This is a genomic window from Paenibacillus sp. FSL L8-0435, assembly GCF_037965655.1.
Taxonomy (GTDB): domain Bacteria; phylum Bacillota; class Bacilli; order Paenibacillales; family Paenibacillaceae; genus Paenibacillus.
On sequence record NZ_CP150185.1, the window covers coordinates 2849979 to 2873940 of the forward strand.

Genomic DNA, 23962 nt, shown 5'->3' on the forward strand with positions numbered 1-23962 from the left:
AATAAAGCAAATAAGTAAATAGATTGACATGGAAATTTTAGGATAATATAATAAAAGTATTCTGCTTGCAAAGGAAGGATATCGTTATGATTACTGGACATTCCAATATCAGAGAGAATCCGACAGTGAACGAGAATAGAACAGACTATCCCCGCAATCATACCATCCATCAGTTATTTCAAGAACAGGCCCGCTTGCATCCCGATGCCATTGCGGTAGCCTCAGACACCATTCAATATACGTACAAGGAAGTAGATCAGTATTCAAACCAGATTGCCGCACTTCTTCGTCAGAAGGGAGCAGACCGCGACAAAATAATCGGTATTATGTTAGAGAGATCCCCTGAAATGATAATTGCTTTAATAGCCGTTCTCAAATCAGGGGCTTCTTATTTACCGATTGATTCCGAAACACCTGGGGAACGAGTGAATTATATGCTCAAGGATAGTGGGGCATGTATGCTGCTGACATCTCATCCTGAAGAGAATTACATAGAATGTATCGGTTTGGAGGTTATTCATCCCACCATTGAGGATTATTGTGACTTTCCATCCGATGCATTGACGGATATTAATCAGGCAGAAGATCCGGCTTACATCATTTATACATCGGGATCAACGGGTCTCCCCAAAGGAGTGGTGATCTCTCATCGATCAGCCATTCGTGTTGTATGTAATACCAATTACATCACCATTACGGAGCAGGACCGCATGCTTCAGATGTCCAACTATTCATTTGATGCATCGGTGTTTGAAATATTTGGAGCCCTACTGAACGGAGCAAGATTGGTCATTATTCAGAAGGAAGAGGCACTTCACATGCCCAGCCTGGCCCGCTCCATTAAAAAAAATGGGATTACCGTTATGTTCATCACAACTGCTTTTTTTAATGCTATCGTGGAACGTGAAATATCCTGCTTCCAATCGGTTCGCAAAGTGCTCTTTGGCGGGGAAAGAGTTTCGTTAACACATGTAAAAAAAGCGCTTGATTATATGGGGAGCGATAAGCTTATTCATGTTTATGGACCTACGGAAAGCACGGTTTTTGCCACATATTATCCTGTAAATGAAATCGAAAAGGAAGCGCTTACAGTGCCGATTGGCATTCCAGTCGCTAATACCTCCGTTCTGGTATTGGATGAGCATGATCATCCCGTCCCTGTTGGAGCAACCGGTGAATTATGCATATCCGGTGATGGACTTGCGCTCGGTTATTTGAATAACGATGAACTCACAGAACAAAAATTCATTCCGCATCCCTTATTTACATCAGAACGGATGTACCGCACGGGTGATTTGGTTCGCTGGACGCCTGAGCATACCCTTGAATTTTTGGATCGAATGGATCAACAGGTGAAGCTTCGTGGTTTTCGGATCGAGCTGGGTGAAATTGAAACCCATTTGTCCCGGCATGATGCGGTAGCAGAGGCATTTGTCATGATGCGAACAAACGATGCAGGCCATGCCTATCTGTGTGCATATATGGTGTTGACCCAAGAAAGCTCGATTGAGGAGCTGCGTCTTTTCCTGGAACAGAGAATACCGGAGTATATGGTGCCAAGCTATTATGTCAAACTGGAGCTGCTTCCGTTGACTGCTAATGGCAAGATTAACAAAAGTGAATTACCTGAGCCGGATAGCAGCATCCATTCAGGCAGGGAATACGTTGCTCCGACAACAGAGTTGGAACAACACCTGTCCATGATTTGGAAGGATGTACTACAGATCGAGCAATTGAGTGTAAATGACAGTTTTGCACATCTGGGCGGTCATTCCCTTAATGCCATTGAAGTGATTGCACGGATTAATGAGGATTTAAGTGCAAGTCTGCCATTAAACCAGCTTTTCCGTCTTGGAACGATCCAAAATATAGCAACATTTTTGGAAGAAAATAATGATGAGGATAACACGGAGGCTTACTTTACGGATCAAGGTGATCCTGCCAATATGCTTGAGCCATTTGGTCTTACGGGTATTCAGCTGGCTTATTTGATTGGACGTGACCCTGCATTTGAGCTGGGTGGAGCTGCAACCAATTTTACGGTCGAATTCGAGGCCGAGGCGGATATGGATTTGGTTAATGCAACTTTGCAGAAATTGATCAATAGGCATCCTATATTACGAACAGTTGTGTACGAGAACGGGACACAGCAAATATTGAAAAGTCCACCGTTATACACGGTAGAAGTGATAGACGTGTCAGAATGGGATACGGCATATCGTAGCTCGCAAATGGAAGCAGAGAGACAACGAATGATGACAAAAGTGATTGTTCCAAGCGATTGGCCATTATTTGAAATGAAAGCTTACCGGATGTCAGAGAATCAATATTATTTTTTTCTGAATCTGGACCCGCTTATCTGTGATGACAGCAGCTTGAAACTGCTCATCAAGGAATTCAAATGGCTCTATGCGAACGGGGATCAGGAGCTGCCGGAGCTTCAATATAATTTCAGGGACTACGTTCAGGCAATGGCACGTTTCAAACAGTCTGCACGTTATTTCAAGGATCAGCGCTACTGGATGGACAAGCTGGAAGACTTTCCGGGTTCTCCGACTTTGCCGCTCAAATGTAATCCGGCAGACATAAACGTGCCCCAATTCAGCAAATTCTCGAACTTTATAACGGGTGAACATTGGAACAAGCTTAAACAGCAGGCAAGGCAGCATAACGTTACCCCAACTTCCATTTTATGCTCAGCCTATGCCTATGTACTTGCGCATTGGTCAAACCAGGAGAGATTTGGGGTCAACCTGACCGTATTTAACCGGATTCCGTTTCATGAAGATGTGAAGAGGATGGCGGGAGACTTTACAACGCTGATGCTGCTGGATATTGATGCCCAAAAATCTCTGAATTCGTTCTGGACATTTACAGAGTCAGTGCAACATTCATTGCTGGATGCATTGGATCACAGACATTATGATGGCGTTGATTTTATAAGACAATTGGGCAAAAAACATGATATGCACAAAAGAGCAGTCATGCCAATTGTATTTACAAGTGTCTTAAATGAAAATGTGGAAGATTCATTTGACGCTTTGTTTAACTTTGACCAGATCAAGTATTTCAGTACAAGAACCTCACAGGTTTATATTGATAATCAGGTCTATGAAATCAATGGCGGTTTGTATATCACATGGGACTTTGTGGATCAATTGTTTGAACAAGAAGTGATTGAATCTATGTTCCAGCAGTATCTGAACATTCTGAACCAAGTGATCTCTGCAACACAAGTTACCAAGCTTGAGTTAAGTCAAGCGAGCAGGCAACTCATCAAACAGTATAACGATACGAGCAAACCGTTTACTCTGAAGCCTTTGCATGACCTGTTAACTGCAACAGCGACCAGATTAGGAGATCGGGTGGCGATTCAGCATCATGAACGTTCCATTTGTTACATAGAGTTGGAACGCAGATCGAATCAGATAGCTAGGTATTTGATCGATCACGGAGTACAGCGGGGCGATTATATTGGTGTGTATGGCAAGAGATGCATTGACACCATTGTGAATATATTCGGTGTGCTCAAAGCGGGAGCAGCTTATATTCCGCTTGATCCGGACTATCCGGAGGAGCGTAAGCAATATATTCGCGAAAAGGCCAACTGTAAATTTTTCATCATGCCAGAGCTATATGAGACGGAATCGTTAGAAACCTACTCTGCGGAATCCATAAACAGCAGAGTGACGAATGATGATATGGCCTATGTTATTTTTACTTCTGGCAGCACGGGCAAGCCCAAAGGTGTGCAGATCAAGCACGGCGCAGCAGCCAATACGATCCTGGATATGAATGAAAGATTCAACGTAACATCCAGTGATCGAATGATGGGCATATCTTCATTATGTTTTGACTTATCCGTCTATGATATTTTCGGCGCAGTCAGCAGCGGGGCTTGCCTGGTTCTTATTGATGATCAGCGTGACATGTTTCAGCTCAAGAACGTGATGGAACAAGAAAAAATCACCATTTGGAATTCGGTTCCTGCTCTTATGGACATGTGTGTTGATCTGTATTCACCGGGAGAGAAGAACAACGACCTTCGTCTGGTATTGCTTAGTGGTGACTGGATATCTCTGCGGCTTCCTCAGAAAATAGTAGACGTATTTCCTGAATCTGAGGTGGTTAGTTTGGGAGGAGCCACTGAAGCATCGATATGGTCCATCTATTACCCAATCACGGCAGTGTCTGAGCAATGGAAGAGTATCCCTTATGGTAGACCACTAGCCAATCAACAAATTCATGTGCTGAACAGACAACTTCAACCATGCCCTGTAGATGTTGAGGGGGAATTGTACATTGGAGGAAGCGGTGTAGCAAGCGGTTATCTTCATGACGAGGAAAAAACAAGACAGTCATTCATTGTTCATCCACAGTTCGGGTACATCTACAAGACAGGCGATTTTGGTGTCCTTCGATCCGAAGGTTATGTGGAGTTCCTGGGCAGAAAAGATAGCCAGGTCAAAATCAAAGGTTATCGGGTAGAACTTGGTGAAATTGAGAACGTACTTTTGCAAGCTGAAGATGTGCAAAAGTCAGCCGTTATTGATGTTGCTGACGAGAACGGAGTCAAGAGCCTTGTTGCCTTTGTTGTTACAGATCAGGATGTGGACACACTGCCACTGAAAGCCCTTTTGCAAAGTAAATTACCAAATTACATGGTTCCGTCCATGTTCCTGAATGTAGATGAAGTTCCGCTTACTGCCAATGGCAAGGTCAACAAAGCGACACTTGAACAAGTGGCAAGGCAGCATCAACTCACTGTTCGTGAACATGCTGTAGTGGATACAGAGCCTGTCAATTCCATTCAGGAACAGCTGCTTCAGATCTGGAGTGATGTGTTTGGCTTGAAGCAGATTGGCCTGAACGTAAGCTGTTTTGATCTCGGCGGAGATTCGCTGAAAATTATGGCAATGGTGGCTGAAGTGAAGAAGCGTCTTCATGTTGAAGTTCCCATTGGTGAAATGTTCCGAAATGATACGATATACAGCTTGGAACAATACTTGGTTACCAAAGCACATGTCAAACCTGCTGTGATCATTGAGAAGTTAAGTCGCCGTGACCGGTATAAGGCTTCTGCAGCCCAGAGAAGCATGTACACCCTCTCGCTGCTTGAAAATAATAGGGGAGCTTATCACATTCCCATGGCGTTGCTTATGGAAGGAGAAGTACACTTCGTACGGCTTGAGAGAGCGCTTCAAACGTTTATTGAGAGGCATGAAATACTGAGAACTGGATTTGAAGTGATAGAGGATGAGCTTATTCAGACGGTTCATACAAACGTAGCCTTTGAACTTGAATATGATGATCTTGGAGAACTCGATACAAATGACCATGAACTCGTTCGTTTGACAAGCAACCTGTGCAAACAGTCCACTCAAGCTTTTGATCTCCGCCAGCCTCCTTTAATGAGGGCAAAACTGGTGAGAATTGGCCATGGACGTCATTTGTTTATTATAAATTTCCACCATATTGTGGCTGACGGTACATCTCAAGGCATATTGATGAACGAATTGCTGGAGCTCTACAGTGGCTCAATTCTGCCAGACGTTGATGTGCATTATCAGGATTATACGGCATGGCAGGAACAGTACAGTCATTCGGATGAGATGGCGAAACAGGAGGCGTACTGGCTGGATATATATAGTAGTACCCCGCCAACACCTGAGCTTCCGTACGACTTCAAACGACCTGAAGTTAACAGGTATGAAGGAAACAACATCTACAATCACTTGGGCGAGAGCCTGACCTGCGACATCAGGCAGCTTGCCAAGGATACCGGATCAACGTTGTATATGGTGATGCTTAGTGCCTATTTCCTATTACTGCACCGGTATACACATGAGAAAGACCTGGTTGTGGGTACGGCTGCCTCTGGCCGTCTGCATGAGCCGTTACAACATATGTTTGGAGTATTTGTGAACACCATTGCATTGCGAAACCAGATGAACGAATCGGATACGGTCAGACAGTTTATTGAGCAAATCAAACAATCAACCGTAGCAGCCTTTGAACATTCAGAGTATGCATTTGATGAACTGGTGCGAAAAACAGGTGCGCAGCGTGAGTTCAATCGTAATCCGTTGTTTGACACGATGTTTTCGCTAGAGAACGCTTCGCTGTTTACTCGTGAAAAAGAGGGTATGCAGGTGTCGCCTGTCATGTTTAATCTGGATAATGCAAAATTTGATCTGACATTCAACATCCTTGAGTTTGAAAATGAAATCGTGCTTAACGTGGAGTACTCCACCGATTTGTTTGGTCAGGAAACCATTCAGCGCATGAGTGAAAACTATATTGCCTTAGTAGGCAACATGATATCCGGTCTGGAACAGCCGCTTAGCGAGATTGAAAGTGTGTCTCCGAGAGAAAGAGATCAGTTGATTCATACCTTTAATTCACCATCTATGGAGTATCCGTTGCATCAAACTGTGGATGAGCTCTTTGAACAGCAAGTGAGACGTACACCGGATCATGTTGCTCTGGTGATGGGCGAAAATCATGTAACCTATCGCGAGTTGAACCAACGAAGTGAACAGCTTGCTGATCTACTACGGAAAAAAGGAGTGCGTGATAACAACATCGTCGGGGTCCTCGCAGAGCGTTCAATCGATGCGGTGATCGGAATGCTGGCGGTTCTAAAAGCAGGCGGAGCATATTTGCCCATTGACCCAGCCTATCCAAATGATCGTATCCATTACATGCTTGAAGACAGTCAGACCCAATGGGTATTAACACCGAAGGAACGGTTTGAACATGTCGTTCAGGGAAAAGAAAGCTCTGTCCATCTCATTGATTTGCAGACTGAACTTTTGCAAACGGACGAATTTCTGGTCTCCTCTTCCTTGCAACCAATACGGGGGCAAAGTCGGGATCTGGCTTATGTCATTTACACATCAGGTTCCACAGGTCAGCCCAAGGGAGTGATGGTTTCACACCAATCGCTTGTTCATTTGTGTACATGGCATCATAAACGGTATCAGATTACCGATGCTGATCGCAGTGCCAGCTATGCAAGCTTGAGCTTTGATGCTTTTGTGTGGGAATTGTTCCCATACCTGTTGTCAGGAGCTTCCGTACATCTGATTCAGGATGAAATCAGGCTGGATGTGGTGCGCATCAATGATTACTTCCATCAGCATCAGATTAGTATTGCGTTCCTGCCTACAGCGATTTGCGAGCAGTTTATCCGGCAGGAGAATCGTTCCCTTCGAACATTGCTGACGGGGGGAGACAAGCTGAATTATTTTGAATCCCGAAACTATGAGGTTGTAAATAATTATGGACCAACTGAAAATACAGTCGTCACCACAAGTTTTACCATAGATCAGATGTATTCCAATATTCCTATAGGTCGACCACTGCCGAATACCAACGTGTTTATTCTGAGTGGCAGTGACCAGCTTTCGCCTATAGGGGTTCCGGGTGAATTGTGCATAAGCGGAGCCGGACTTGCAAAAGGGTATTTGAACAGGCCGCAGTTAACGGCAGAGAAGTTTGTTCAACATCCGTTTAATCCAGAACAACGGATGTATCGGACCGGAGATTGGGTTCGTTGGCTTTCGAATGGCAATATTGAATATTTGGGTCGTATGGACGATCAGGTGAAAATACGGGGATTCCGTATTGAGCTTGGAGAGATTGAACATCTGCTTTTGCAGAACCCAGGGGTGTTAGAGGCGACAGTTGTCGCGCATACAGACCCGGCAGGTTCGACATTTCTTTGCGGCTATGTGGTTTGTCATGAGGGGTATCCTGTGGGATTCATCGATGAGATTAAAGAAGAATTGACTCGGTGTTTGCCTTCGTATATGGTGCCTGCCCATCTCGTCATAATGGATCGTTTGCCTTTAACAGCTAATGGTAAAGTGAACCGTAAGGCATTGCCGATTCCGACACTATCGGACAACCGAACAGCTATCGCGTATGAACCACCAAGGAATCCGGTTGAAATTGCACTGGTCACTCTTTGGCAGGACATTCTAAAGATTGGAAATGTGGGTGTCCATGACCGGTTCTTTGATATTGGCGGACATTCCCTGCTGGCGACCATACTAATCTCCAGATTACACAAGGAGATGCAGGTAGAAATGCCACTGGTACAGATTTTCCGTACGCCTACAATCCGTGGCATGGCCCAATTCATTCTGGATCATAAAAAAAGCAAATATACATCTATTCCCCATGCGCCATTGCAGTCCTTGTATGATTTATCAGCAGCGCAGCAAAGAATTTATATTTTGAGCAATCTGGATCCTACGGATACAGCCTATAATATGCCTCTTGCTATGAAATTAAAGGGAAGCATAAATAAAAAACAATTGAATGAGGCGTTCTCCCGCCTGATTGCAAGACATGAATCGCTTCGAACTTCATTTGTCATGAATCAGGGTAAGCCTGCTCAACGAATTATGCCAAGCGTCGACTTTGAAGTTCAGTATAGTTCCCTCCATACCGCAGGGGAACCACCTGTTCTATCCGAGTGGGTACAACCTTTTTCATTAGAAAAAGCTCCGCTGATGCGGGCTGAACTTGTGCAAACCAAAGCAGATGAACATGTCCTTTTGTTTGACATGCATCATATGATTTCAGATGGAATTTCGATCGGGATTCTATTGCATGAACTGGCCGAGTTCTACAATGGCAAAAAATTGCCACCTGTCGCTACACAGTACAAGGATTATTCACTCTGGGTACACGAGCGACAATCTAACAGTGACTCGATGCGGCATGAGAAATATTGGGCTGATGTATTGAAGGAAGAGGTTCCGGTTCTTGACCTGCCTTTGGATTTTCCACGGCCGAAGACTAAGACGTTTAATGGTGATCAGATTCGTTTGCATCTGGATGAAACACTGACGGTTTCCCTTGAGCAGCTGGCCAATGATCAGGGAGCCACCATGTATATGCTGTTTGTCTCGGCATTTACAACACTGCTCTCCAGATATACCGGACAGGAAGATATCCTGATTGGTACACCGGTATCAGGTCGGAATCATGATGATCTCAACCGTGTTGTCGGCATGTTTGTAAACACAATAGTTCTCAGAAATGCGCCGCTGGGCCATTATACCTTCCAGCAGTATCTGGAACAGGTGAAGGAAAATACACTTCAGGCCTATGAGCATCAGGAATATCCATTTGAACGTTTGGTGGAACAGGTTGATGTGAAGCGTGATCCTTCACGCAATCCACTGTTTGACGTCATGCTTGTTCAAAATACAGATCATCTTGATCTCCAGATGAACGATGTAGAGGCCGGTTTGCTTGAAGATGGCATTCAACGTTCCAAATTTGATATGACGGCCAGAATGAACAAAACCAACCTGAGCTGGAATCTCGAACTGGAATATAACACGGATGTGTTCCGGGCGGAGCGTATTCAGCGCTTTGCTGAACATTTTGTCGAGATATTGAGACAGGTCGCTGCTGCTCCAGAAGTACGACTGGATCAATTGGATATTCTGACGCAACCTGAGAAAACCGTTCTGACAGGGTTCAACCCGCCGAGACAGGCCTATGAACGGGACAAAACATTGGTCCAGATGTTTATGGAGCAGGTTGAACACAATCCGGACAACATCGCTTTAGTTTTCGAGAATGAACAGCTGACCTACCGCATGTTGAATGAGAGGGCGAATGTCCTGGCTTGCGAGTTACGTCAGGAAGGAGCAGGACCAAATCACATTGTAGCTGTGATGGTTGAGCGCTCCATAAATATGATCGTTGCGATTGTAGGTGTGCTCAAATCAGGTGCGGCTTACATGCCGATCGATCCTGAACTTCCTACTGAGCGTAAGCGTTATATGCTGACTGACAGTGGTGCGCGTTTATTATGTACAGCAGATCATTCCATGGTGGATGACCTTGTGTTTGAAGGTACAGTTATTTTATTGGATGCATTGGATCGTTCAGGGCTACGTGAACCAGTACGTGAACCGGACTTGATCAACCATTCCAGCGATGCGGCTTATGTCATTTATACTTCGGGTTCTACTGGCAAACCCAAAGGCGTCGTTGTTGAACATTACAATGTTCACAATCTGGTGGACGGATTGGTGGAAGCGATATATCAGCACTATGAGACCCCTTTGAATATTGCATTGATTGCGCCATATATCTTTGATGCCTCGGTGAAGCAGATTTTTGCTGCTTTGCTGCTGGGACATGCACTGCATATCGTGCCTAAGAGCACAGTCTGGGAAGCAGATCTTTTGCTGAATTATTATGCTCATCATCATATTCATGTGTCCGATGGTACGCCTGCTCATCTGAAATTGCTCACTCTGGCCTCGAACGGATGCAAACAGCAGTATGAACTGCAAGAGCTGATCATTGGTGGGGACGTGCTGACCTTCGATCTTCTCGATGAAGTATATACCACGCTCCCTGGAATGAGAGCAAACGTTACAAACGTATATGGACCGACGGAATGCACGGTGGACGCGGCTTGGAACAGAATCATGTATGGGATAGGCGAGCGATCAGGAACGATTCCGATTGGTAGACCGATCCGGAATACAAGTATTCTGATTATGGATCGTTACAATCGTCCTCAGCCGGTTGGTGTACCCGGTGAGCTGTGTATTTCTGGTGAAGGTGTAGCACGCGGTTACTTGAATCAACCGGATCTTACGGCAGAGAAGTTTGTGGACTCACCTGTAGACAACGATCGGAAAATGTATCGTACAGGCGATACCGCCAAATGGCTACCGGATGGAACCATTGAATTTGTTGGTAGACAGGATGATCAGGTTAAAATCCGTGGTTATCGAATTGAACTGGGGGAAGTGGAGTACCAGTTAACCCGCCTGGAGGTAATTCAAGAGGCATATGTTAATGCAGGTCAGGATGACAGTGGTAATGATTATCTGTGTGCTTATATTGTGATCACTGATCCGGGGATCTCCATTATGGACGTGCGTGAGAAACTTGAGTTACAGGTTCCTTCATATATGATACCAGCCCATTTTGTCAAAATGGACCACTTGCCGAGAACGGTAAGCGGAAAAGTGGATCGCTCCCGTCTCCCTGAACCGGGCAACAGCATACTGGATGACTCGAAGTATGAATCGCCGAGGAATGACAAAGAGCAAAAGCTTGTTCAGATATGGGAGAACATCTTGAATCTGGATTCCATTGGGATTCATCACAACTTTTTTGTTATGGGTGGGGATTCCATCAAGGCACTTCAGACGATTTCCGGATTGTCCAAGCTGGGTTTGAAAGTAGAGATGAAGGATCTCTTTGCCAACCCGACGATCCGGCAGCTTAGTCCATATGTTAAGCAGTCCCAGACCCCAACTACTGGGAATGCTGAGGTGACAGGTGAGGTTTTCCTAACGCCCATTCAGCAGCGCTTTTTTGCAAGAAACGATACGGATCACAACCATTACAATCAGGCTTTTATGTTATTCGGGCAGGATGGGTTCGATCAGAACGCCATTCGGCTTAGTTTCGATAAACTGATGGAGCATCATGACGTGTTAAGGATGGTTTATGAATATAACTCTTCTGGAGAAATGATCCAGACTATCCCGAGCTATAGAAGCGGTATGTTTGAGTTCGATATTGTGGATGTCAGAGGCGCAGCACAACCAGAGGCAGAGGCATTCATTGGAGAGCAGGCATCGTTATTGCATAAGAAAATGCGGATTCATGAGGGACAGCTCGTTAAACTCCGGCTCTTCCGGCTTGATGAAGGCGATCACCTGTTAATCACTATTCATCATTTGGTCATGGATGGTGTGTCCTGGAGAATTTTGCTCGAAGATTTGGAGTCGTTATACATGCAAGCGGTTGAACAAAAGCCGTTTGATGTGGGACCCAAAACCGTCTCTTACCAGCAATTTGCTGCTGCATTAAAGTCGTATTCCAAACATCACCTTTTGCAAAAGGAGCAGGCGTTCTGGAAAAACGTGTCCAGTGTGTATACGCCATTCCTGGATTCTCAGCGCCAAACAACGGACACAGTCCATGACCATGGTCATAGCGCTACCCTTGTATCTGAGCTTGATCGTGAACAAACCGGCTGGCTTCTTCAACAGACAAACAGAGCCTACCAAACGGAGATTAATGACATTCTGTTGACTGCACTTATGCTAAGTGTAACCGAAATGACCGGTCAATCCCGATTCAAAATCATGCTGGAGGGGCATGGCCGACAAGGACTTGAAACCGAGCTGGATGTCAGCAGAACGGTCGGATGGTTTACATCGGTATATCCGGTAGTATTTGACCTGTGTCAAGAGCTGGAATTGCCTAAAGCAATTAAAACAGTCAAGGAAACACTGAGAGCCGTTCCCAATAAAGGCATCGGATACGGAATTCTCAAGTATATGGCTGCTGATCAGCATGGTTTTGCAGATGAAAAGGAAGCATCTATTTTGTTCAATTATATGGGTGAACTGGACAGCAGTTTGGAACGGAACTTGTTCAGTTCGTCTCATATCCCGGTAGGACAAACGGTGGGTGGGCAGCTCATCAGAGCGCATGATTTTGAAATAAATGCAGTTGTAATGGATGGAAAGTTCACCGTTCATACGACTTACAGTGATGGAGCATATGAAGGTGACATTGCTGAACAGCTTAATCGGTTGTTCATTTACAACTTGCATCAAATCGTTCAACACTGCCGGAACAAGCAGGGCACAGAGAGAACCCCGTCCGATTATGGGAAGCATCCTGTATCCATAGCGGAGTTGGAAGCCATACAAAATAGGGTTGATCCACTTGTGATTAGCAAAATTTATCCGTTGACCTTAATGCAATCCGGCATGCTGTACCATTCGCTGGAGCAAGAAACATCACACGCCTATTTTGAGCAGGTATTTGTGGAATTAAAGGGTAACGTTGATATGGAGATATTGAAATACAGCTTTGGACGGGTGATACAGCGCCATGAAGGGCTTCGTTCCATATTTGAATATCAACTTGTACAGCAACCTCGCCAGCTTATTATTGACCAGCAGCAGGCTGAATGGTTGATGCTGGATTGGACCGGAAAGAGCCAGGATGAACAGCTTCAACGGATGGAGCAGTTCATGACTGCTGATCAGGAAAGAGGGTTTGACCTCAGCCGGGAGTTATTAATCAGATTCTGTCTGATCTCCAGAGGGGTGGATGCGTACACACTGGTCATCAGTCATCATCATATTTTGCTGGACGGCTGGTGTCTGGACATCCTGATTCATGAAATGTTTGAGATTTATGCCAGTCAGCAGGCTGGGCAGCCTGAAATGCTGGAAGAAACCAGGCCGCTGGGGGACTACCTCGACTGGCTTGATCAACAGAACAAGGAGGAAGCACTGGCTTATTGGAAACTGTATCTCCAGGGCTACTATGAACGAGTCTCTTTGCCCAAAACAGGGGCTAACCTGGATACAGCAGCGCCAACGTTGCGGGAGCAGGAAATTCAATTCCCGCGTGAACTCACAAGTCAGCTAAAACAGTTCGCTGTGAACCATCAGGTTACATTTAATGCGTTGATTCAGGCAATATGGGGCATGGTCTTGTGCAGATACAGTGGTACAGAAGATGTCGTATACGGCACAGTCATTTCCGGGCGAGACGCAGATGTTGAAGGAATAGGGAATATGGTCGGGTTGTTTATTAACACGATTCCTACGAGGGTGAAGCTTGAATCGGATGAGCTTTTTGCCAATGTTCTCCGCAGGGTTCAACAGGAAGGGATGGAAGGTCAAAAGTATGGCTATGTTCACCTGGCAGATATACAGGATCAAAGTGAATTAAAAGCTGATTTGCTTGACCATGTACTGGTATTCCAAAATTTTGGTAATGAACAGGCTGCGAGCCTTGCGGCGGAGCATGTGACAGGAGTCACGCTGGAGCGCGTTTATGGCAATGAGCATACACACTATGATTTGAGTGTGACTGCTGTTCTGGACGATACATTCAGACTTAAATGGTCTTATAACAGTAACGTACTGGATTCAGATCTGATGAATGGTCTGGGTAATCATGTTCTCTACGTGGCGGAGCAAATTAGTGCAAACCAGAATATTCGTGTAAGCGAAATTGCTCTTATTGGCGAGCAGGCCCGCCATAAGATGGAGTTGTTATCCCATGGCCCGATGACACCATATCCCAAAGAAAAGACATTATCTCAGCTATTCGACGAACAGGCAGAGCGAACTCCGGATGCAGTTGCATTGGTCATGCATGAAAAACAGTTCACCTACCTGGAGCTGCAGGAGAAATCAAATCAGATGTCGGAACGTTTGCGCATGCGAGGCATTCAAAATTCATCCATCGTAGGACTGATGGTACAACGCTCTTCCGAGATGATTATAAGTATTCTTGGAATTCTCAAATCCGGAGCAGCCTATTTACCGATCGATCCCGAATGGCCAAGAGCACGAATTGTGCACATGCTGCATGACAGCGCTGCAGCCTTGCTACTTACGGAGGAACAATGGATGGAGGATTTCACAGGCGTCACTGAAGTCATGAATGTACATGCGAATGTTGAAGACACCATCCGATTAGAGAGCATAGGCATGAAGGAATCAGCACCAACCTTGGCATCCGAGGATAAGGCCGGAGACGATCTGGCTTATATTATCTACACTTCGGGCTCTACGGGGAAACCAAAAGGTGTAATGATCTCCCATGCCAATGCCATTCGGGTAGTGAAAGATACAAATTATATTCAGATCTCTGCATCCGATTCGATATTGCAGCTTTCAAATTATGCCTTTGATGGCTCGATATTTGACATCTTTGGAGCGCTATTAAACGGCGCGAGGCTGGTCATGATTGAACAGGAGACACTGCTGGATATTAACCAATTGTCCAAAGTGCTGACAGAGGAGAGAATTACGGTCTGTTTCATGACGACTGCTTTGTTCAACCTGCTGGTTGATCGTGCGCCTCATTGTTTGCTTGGACTTCGAAAACTCCTGTTTGGAGGGGAGCGGGCTTCGGTCTCCCATGCCCGAAGAGCTCTTTCTCATATGGGAGCAGATAAACTGATTCACGTATATGGTCCTACGGAAAGTACAGTGTTTGCAACAAGTTACCCTGTACAAGCCATAGGTGACAATGATGGAAGTCTTCCGATTGGCAAGCCCATTGCGAACACATCTGCATGGATTCTGGACGACAATCAACAGTTTGTTCCAAATGGAGTACCTGGAGAGCTTTATCTCTCAGGTGATGGATTAAGTCTCGGTTATCTGAACAATGAAGAGCTGACTGAAGCCAAATTTGCCAACAATCCATATCAGCTTCATGGACGAATGTACCGTACTGGTGATCGGGTACGCCGACAGTCTGACGGAATGATTGAATTTTTGGAGCGAATGGATCATCAGGTGAAGCTGAGAGGTTATCGGATCGAGCTTGGGGAGATTGAACAGATACTGATTTCGCATGAGCATGTCCGTGAAGCCACGGTTGTAGCTGTCAAAGATTCGGGTGGGCAGGATACATTGTGTGCTTACCTTACCGTCCTGAAAGAAGTCAATCGGGTGGATATGCAATCCTATATGGAAGCCCGTTTGCCAGGCTATATGGTTCCTTCCTATTTCAAGGTATTGGAGCAGCTCCCACTTACGCCAAACGGGAAAATAGACCGCCATGCGTTGCCTCGCCCTGAGATCGCAGTCAAATCAGAGACAACGTATGAGGCACCTTCCAATTATGTGGAGGAACAGCTAGTAAACATATGGGAAGAAGTGCTGAATGTGAAGCCGATAGGCACCGCCCACCATTTCTTTGAATGCGGCGGGAACTCCCTGAAAGTGATGCATGCAGTTCAGTTGACTAACCGAAAGTTGCAAATGGAATTAAAAATCAGTCAATTTTTTGAGTATCCAACGATTAAACAACAGGCCTCTCATATATTGGGCGGTAGCACAGCTGGCCCTGATGTGAATGAATATGTGGAAGAAGAGATTTAGCAGTTCGTTCTTTATGTACAATAAATGAGTCAATGATCCGTGAGAGACTGCATCACAGATAGCCCCTTCATTAGATGCGGTGTAGAGGTGCAGTTTCTCCCGGAATTCCACGTCTTAGGCGTCATACTGAAAGGAATGGTGAATTCCTATGAACATAGCGGAGTTTATGAATCATTTACAGAAGAAGAACGTGAAATTGTACCATCAAGACGGAAAAATCAAAATGATTGGACCGCGTGAGGAAATCAATGCTGATCTTAAATCACAGATTAAAGAACACAAACAGGCACTTATTCAGTTTCTGATCCATCAGGAAGAAGTATGGAATGCGCCTATTCCAAAGGCCCAAGAGTCGACCAACGAGATGTACCCCTTGTCCAGGGCTCAGAAAAGAATGTATATTCTGCATCAAATGGACGATCAGGGAATTGCTTATAACATACCAATGGCGGTGAAGCTGACGGGTCATCTTGAACTGGATTCACTTGAAGCAGCGATTGGGCGTGTGATCGAGAGGCATGAAGCGCTTCGAACTTCATTTGTCGATGATCAGGGTGAGCCTGCTCAGAAGATTCATCCTCAAATTCGGTTTAAGCTTGATTTCAGCGAACGGAATGAATCAGATATCTTGGTCAAGATCAAACAATTTATTCGACCTTTTGATCTAACGCAGGCTCCGCTGCTGCGGGCGGAACTGGTTCGCTTGGATCAAGATCATCATGTACTGCTCATGGATATGCATCATATTGTATCCGATGGGATGTCATTTGCGCTGTTTTTGAATGAACTGGCTGAACTATACAGTGGAAAACCGTTGACACCTGTTTCCATCCAGTACAAGGACTATGTAGCATGGGAGAAAGCCAAAGAACGTTCAGGTGATCTGAAGAAGCAGGAGACATATTGGCTGGATACGCTGAGTGGGGAACTGCCACAACTTCAAATGCCTCTGGATTATGCCCGCCCGCCAGAGCAAAATTATGCCGGTCAGCGAATGGTTACCCAATTGGATCAGGAATTAACGAGAAAATTGCAGCGTCTTGCCGATGAGCATGACGTAACGATGTACATGCTGCTTTTATCAGCCTATGCAGTCCTTTTATCTAAATATACTGGACAGAAAGACATTATCGTGGGTACCCCGATCGCAGGCAGGTCGAATGAACATCTCAAATCAGTAATGGGTTTGTTCACCAATACAATAGCAACAAGACATAACATCGACCCGGAGCAGACATTCGTCGCGTTTTTGAATCAGGTGAGAAGGCATACCTTATCTGCATATGAGAATCAGGATTATCCTTTTGATGAACTGATTGAAAAACTGAACTTACCTATGGATCGGAGCAGACACACACTGTTTGATACAATGTTTGATTTGCAGCACGCCGAGGATTATGTGTTCCAACTTGGTCAGCTTCAAGCGGAAATGTGTGAATTCGATCTACCGGTCTCCAAATTTGATCTCAGTCTCACCGTAATTCATTACGGAAGTCACATGAAACTGGATCTGCAATATGCTTCCGGATTGTTTGCCAAAAATAGCATGGAACGTTTTTTAAGTCACTTGATGAATGTGTTGAATGAGATTGCGTTGAACGTCACGCAAAAGGTAAGTCAGCTTCGCATGTTGTCCAGTCATGAAGAGGATCAGGTGTTGTATGAGTTTAACAGCAAGCGAGTGGATTCGTACCAGGGTACCTTAAATGATTGGTTTGAAGAACGCGCTGCATCTACACCTGAACGGATCGCAGTAGTCCACGGGGAAAAATCCATGTCGTATAAGCAACTTAATGAACGAGTAAACAAGCTGGCACGCCTGCTTCGAATGAGAGGGGTGAAGCCCGATTCGATCGTTGGTGTTATGGTGGAGCGTTCCTTGGATATGATTGTTGGGATACTTGCAGTTCTTAAAGCGGGGGCTGCATATATGCCGATTGATCCTGAACTGCCTGATGACCGAGTATTATACATGCTCAGGGATAGCGAGGCCGTGTTGCTTTTGAACGGGTGTCCTTTGAGAGACAGACTCCACATCACATCCGAGCTGGAGATGGACGACCCGGAAATTGAACGTATGGAACCACACAATCTGGAAGGTGTTAATGAGCAAGAAGATTTGGCCTACGTGATTTACACTTCCGGTTCAACGGGTGCACCTAAAGGGGTCATGACCACTCATGGAAATGTATTGAACTATATTTCTACATTTTTGAACAGAGTACCGCTAACAGAGGAGGATGCGGTTCTTCAGGTAGTGTCCTTTTCTTTCGATGCGTTCACTGAGGAAGTATTTCCGTTGCTGGCTGTATCCGGGCGTATTGTCCTGAGTGACAAGTTAAACGAAACGCATGTAGATGACCTGGTTATGCAGATTGAAAAAGAGAACATCACTGTCTTAAGCTGTTCCCCGCTCCTTCTAAACGAGTTGGACAAAAACTGGCATCTGCGTCCACATGCCAACATGAAATTTATCAGTGGCGGGGATGTCCTGAAATACGAATATGTCCGGAATATGGTCGGTTCGGCTCAGGTGTACAATTCATATGGACCTACCGAAGCAACGGTATGTGCTACATATTATCGTGTGATGCCACAGGACGAAGGAAGAGTGTCAATTCCCATAGGCAGTCCTCTTGGTAACTATGAGGTGTTTATACTTGATGAACATCAACAACCCGTTCCGATTGGTGTAGCAGGGGAATTATATATCGGCGGAGCAGGGGTCGCTAAGGGATATCTCAACCTTGCCGAGCTCACACAATCCCGTTTTGTAGATCATCTGCTTGCATCGGGGAACAAAATGTACCGCACCGGGGATATGGGGAGATGGCTTCCGGATGGAAATATCGAGTTTCTTGGAAGAAATGATGAACAGATTAAAATCAGAGGATATCGCGTTGAAATTCGGGAAGTGGAGCATCATCTGGCAGATCATCCCGATGTAAGCGACGCTGTAGTTATAACTCAAAAAGACCAACAGGGTCAGCTCTGCCTATGCGCTTATATTGTCTGGAATTCGCCAGAACATGGACATGGCTTTGATGAACTGAAAACACATGCGAGAGAACGATTGCCAGCTTACATGATTCCTTCATGGTTTATGAGCTTGGAGCAAATTCCGCGTACCCTCAATGGTAAAGCGGACCTTAACGTTTTGCCCCATCCCGATGTGGACAGCATGGCCAATACGACGTATGTGGCCCCAAGCAATGAGCTGGAATGTATATTGGCATCCATTTGGGAAGAAATATTGGAACTTCGGCCGATTGGTGTAGATCATAGCTTTTTTGAACTGGGTGGTCAGTCTTTGAGAGCATTTGCCATGATGTCAGCCATTCAGAGAAAGTTAGAGCTTCGGATTACACTCAAGGATATCTTTAACATGCCTACAATCAGGCAGCTGGCTGCATGGCTTCTAACAGTGGAGACACAGCGCACTTGCCCAATCCAAAAGGCAAACGAAAAACCGTATTATCCATTGTCCGCAGCACAGCGAAGACTTTACATTCTGGATCGGGTGCAGCAAACGGGTTTGATGTATAACATGCCACTTATTATCCGTTTGTCCAAAGAAGCTGAACAGGTACGAATGGAGCAGACATTGCTTGAAATGATTCATAGACATGAAGGGCTGAGAACTTCTTTTACAGAAATCGATGGTGAGCCCGTGCAGCATATTCATGCCCAAGTGAACTTCTATCTTCTTGTAGGCAGCGGGTTGCAAAAGGATTTCGATCCGTTCATACATTCATTTATCCAACCCTTTGATCTGGAGAAGGCCCCTTTGTTCAGAGCTGCATTATGGCGAACAGAGACCAGCCAATATTTATGTCTTGATATGCATCATTTGATTTCAGACGCGGTGTCCATGGATATCCTTATTCAGGAAATAGGGCAAATCTATGAACATAAACAATTGGCACCATTAACCCTTCAATATAAAGATTATGCTGAATGGTCTCTGGCCCCGGAACAACAGGAACAAAGGCAAGAGCACCAGCAATACTGGACAGACAAGCTTAAAGGTGAATTGCCCGTGTTAAATTTGCCGCTTGATTTCTCCCGACCTGCGATTCAGAGTCATGAAGGAAACCGGCTTCAATTTGCAGTGGATTCCGAACTGACACAAAAACTGCGTTTGCTGGCTGCCGAAAACGGTGTAACGCTGTTTGTTTTGCTGTTAACCGCATATACGATACTTCTTGCCAGGTACACTTCCCAGGATGACATCATTATAGGGACTACGGTGGCAGGACGAGAGCATCCGGAATTGGAAGATATGGTGGGCATGTTTGTTAATACGCTGGCATTACGCTTCTATCCTGAACCCGATATGTCCTTGCAGCAGTTGCTTCATCATATTAAGGATACTACGCTTGAGGGCTTTGCCCATCAGGACTATCCGTTTGATGAACTGGTAAGCAAACTTGAAGTGAAAAGGGATGCAAGCCGGAGTGCGCTATTCGATACACTGTTTACTCTTCAGGCTGAACAGACAACGGGAATGGACGCTAATGATTTGCTGGCTGAATACTATCCGTTCAGTCACCCCACAGCCAAGTTTGATCTGAGCGTAACCGCGTTGGAAACAGCGGAGGGTATAGAGATGTTTTACGGGTATGCCTCTAGGCTGTTCAAAGAAGAGACCATTGAGAAACTGGCTGGGCATTATAACGAAATTTTGAAAGAAATTGTAAAAGATACTCAACGCACCATTGGTGAGATCAACATGGTGACGGAAAAGGAAAGGGAGCTGCTGCTGTACCAGTTCAACAACAATGTTCGGGACTACGCCCAACGAAAGTCCGTTCCGGAACAGATTGCAGACCATGCAATTCATTTTCCCGATAAAGTAGCTGTTGTATATGATGGGCAACAACTAACCTATAGCGAACTGAATGAACGGGCTACCGATGTTGCGGAAGCTCTGCTGGATCTTGGATTGCATAAAGAAATGCCTGTAGGCATTATGATGGATCGTTCATTGGAAATGATGGTTGGTTTACTCGGTATTCTCAAATCGGGTGGGGCATATATGCCTTTGGACCCTGCCTTTCCCGAGGAACGTATTCGCTACATGCTGGAGGATAGCGGTGCCAGCGTGGTTGTAACTCAAGAGCATTTGTTGTCCCAAGTGAAAAAATACAGTCATTCCATTAAAACTCTGGTGCTTGACAGTTCTTGCTCACCATTACAGAGCATTGAGGAGAAGGGCGGCCGCCAGGAACGGAATGGTGTGTCCCGAATAAAGCATGATGACCATGATTTGGCCTACATCATTTATACCTCAGGCTCAACCGGATTGCCAAAAGGTGTATTAATTGAGCATGGATCATTCGCCAATTTATGTTATGGCTTCAGTGAATCTCAGCAGATCACGGAGCGAGATCGTGCAGCTAATTATTTGCAAATTACTTTTGATGGGTCTATTATCGATATTTTTCCGACATTGGTGGTGGGGGCCGAGCTGCACATCATCCCATCTCAGCTGCGCCTGGATATGTCACGGCTAAATGCATATTTGAATGCACACTCCATTACATTGATCACGTTGCCGCCTAAGGTGTGTGAAGTTTTTATCCATCAACCTAATACCTCATTGCGTTTGCTAATTGCTGGAGGAGAACAGCTGAAACTTTCGTTTCTTCCTGACTACCCACTGATTAATGCATATGGGCCTACCGAGAACACAGTCGCTACCACCTACCAACGGGTAGATCAGGTTCACGGCAATATTCCGATTGGCAAGCCGCTCCCCAACATCTGGACGTACGTGATGAATAGTGATCATCAACTGTGTCCAGTTGGTGTAGCAGGAGAGTTATACATTGCCGGCAACAGTGTAGCCCGGGGCTACCTTAATAATCCGGACATGACTTCGGAGAAATTTGTGGACAACCCGCATGAACCCGGCGGCAAAATGTACCGGACAGGTGATCTGGTGCGCTGGCTGCCTGGTGGCCAACTGCAATTTATGGGGCGTACCGATCAACAGGTGAAAATCCGTGGATACCGGATTGAGCTTGGCGAGATCGAGCAACAACTGCTGAAACATCCGGCCATCCGGGAAACAGCGGTTCTGGCTCATCAGGACCCGCAGGGAAATGGGGCGCTGTGCGCCTATGTTGTAGCCAAAGGTGAAGCAGTGTGGACAGCTGCTACTGTTCGGGACTGGCTGGAAGCGGAACTGCCGGATTATATGATCCCGGCCTATGTGGTGCAGCTGGATCAGCTGCCGCTGACGTCCCATGGCAAGCTGGACCGCAAGGCGTTGCCAGAGCCGGACCACCATCTGCCTGCCGGGCCGGAGACGGAAGCACCGCGTAGCGAGGTGGAGCGCCTACTGGTGGAAGTTTGGCGTGATGTGCTGAACATGGAGGAGCTGGGCATCAATCACCAGTTCTTTGTCTCCGGGGGAGATTCCATCAAGGCACTCCAGATCGGATCACGTCTGGCCCGAGCGGGACTGCGGATGGAGGTTCGGGATTTGTTTGCCTATCCAAAGATTCGGGATCTCTCCCCGTATGTGAAATGGGATCAACGTGAGCGCCAGAGCCAGGAGCCTGTGGAAGGAGAAGTGCAGCTGACCCCGATTCAGCAGTGGTTTTTTGCGAACAACACGACGGAACGAAATCACTTCACGCAGTCCTTCATGCTGCATCGGGCGACCGGGTTCAAGCCGGACGTGCTGGAACCAGTGCTGGATCGGTTGCTGGAGCATCATGATGCGCTGCGCATGAGATATGAGATACAACCAGATGGGAGTATCCGCCAATTCAACCGTCCGGTTCAAACTGGAGAGCGGATGTATACCTTGCACCGATTTGATATACGGGACTGGAATGAACCGGAGCGTCAGGTCTATGAGGCGGCTACCCGGGTGCAGCAGGCATGTAACCTGGAAGAGGGCAAGCTGGTGCAGGTCGGGTGGTTTGAAGCCGAAGATGGAGACCATCTGCTGCTGGCGATTCATCACCTGGTCGTGGACGGGGTGTCCTGGCGAATTCTACTGGAAGACCTGGAAGTGCTGTATCAGCAAGCGGAGCGGGGAGAAGCGCTGGATGTGGGCGAGAAGACCGACTCTTACCAGCGTTTCGCAGAAGCCGTGCAGGATTACGCGAACAGCCCGCATGCCGCCAAGGAGCGAGCCTACTGGGGTAGACTTGCAGCGGAAGGGGCTGGACTGAACCTGGGAGAGCGAGAGGAAGCGGCGGAACCGGATCGATTTGCGGACAGCCATACCCTGCAAAGCACCCTGAGTGCGGAAGTCACCCAACAGTTGCTGCGGGAGAGCAATCGGGCCTATCAGACGGAGATCAATGATCTGTTACTCAGTGCGCTGTATCTTGCGGTGCGTAAGCTGACGGGTGAGCTGAAGCTGAAGGTGAACCTGGAAGGCCATGGCCGGGAGGATGTGCTGGAGGGTATCGATCTCAGCCGCACCGTGGGCTGGTTTACGACCCTGTACCCGGTTCTGTTGGAGGGTGAAGCGGAGGACGAACTTTCGACCACCATCAAACGGGTGAAAGAGGGATTAAGGAAGGTACCGCATAAAGGCTTTAGCTATGGAGCGCTGAAATATGTGGCCCAGATGCCGGAGTTACAGGCGGAGAAGAAGGCTCCAATTCTATTTAACTATTTGGGAGAGATCGGAGCATCCGCAAATTCCGGGTGGGTTCATGCTTCACATTTTAAACCGGGAGAAAGCATGGGCGAGCACATTGCACGCATGAACCCGATTGAGCTGAATGTAGCCATCTATAACGGAAGCCTGGCCCTTAGCACAACCTATACCAAGTCTGCGTTTTCAGAAGAAATGATTCTTAATTTAAACCATTATTATATCGAAGCAATTGAACAAGTGATTAATCACTGTATCAGCAAAGAACATACGGAGAAGACATCTACCGACTATGGATTTAGTGACTTGTCATTAGAGGATCTTGAAGATTTATTAAGCGAATATGAGCTGATTGAGGATTAATATTTGTCTATTTTCATCCCATGTTTAGGACAGCTTAGGTACGATCCAA

General features: G+C 46.1%; 2 protein-coding genes. Both read left to right on the top strand.

Annotation, left to right across the window (positions count from 1 at the left end; genetic code table 11):
• The first annotated feature begins 86 nt into the window (after positions 1 to 86).
• Positions 87 to 15926: an amino acid adenylation domain-containing protein gene (locus NST33_RS12760; RefSeq protein WP_339308085.1), complete on the top strand. Its 15840-nt coding sequence runs from the start codon at positions 87 to 89 to the stop codon at positions 15924 to 15926.
• Positions 15927 to 16092: 166 nt separating this feature from the next.
• Positions 16093 to 23913 (top strand): amino acid adenylation domain-containing protein, encoded by a 7821-nt coding sequence (locus NST33_RS12765; protein WP_339308088.1) that lies wholly within the window; start codon positions 16093 to 16095, stop codon positions 23911 to 23913.
• Positions 23914 to 23962 lie beyond the last annotated feature (49 nt).